This is a genomic window from Dellaglioa sp. CoH-57-MRSF-22, assembly GCF_056781895.1.
The window spans coordinates 1-272 of sequence record NZ_JBXAXT010000212.1 but is presented as its reverse complement, the minus strand read 5'-3'; the positions used below and the strand labels follow the sequence as shown (position 1 = coordinate 272).

1 protein-coding gene is annotated in these 272 nt (G+C 51.1%); it reads right to left on the bottom strand.

Features of this window, described 5'->3' with window-relative positions:
* Positions 1 to 197, bottom strand: a 197-nt coding sequence (locus tag AC1RPR_RS08825) for a hypothetical protein (RefSeq protein WP_481763575.1), incomplete at its 3' end; no start/stop codon positions are given.
* Between the last annotated feature and the right edge of the window lie 75 nt (positions 198 to 272).

Below are 272 nucleotides of genomic sequence, written 5' to 3'. Positions count from 1 at the left end.
GCCTCTTGAAACAGCACCTTCAATTTGTGGTTATAAGCGAAGACCACAAACAGAATCGTGAGCGTGGGCACCACAACCGATACCACGAACCATGCGCGCTCCGCGAACGCTGATGCGGGCGTCGCGAAACCCACCAGATAAGTGGTGAGGAATGAGAACGCAATGATTGCTGATTGGAACGAACGATTGTGGAACATGACTTCTCCTTATAGAAATAGGTTCACAGACCCAGCGCCTTCTTGACGATGGTGCTAGCGAGCTTCCCATCATAC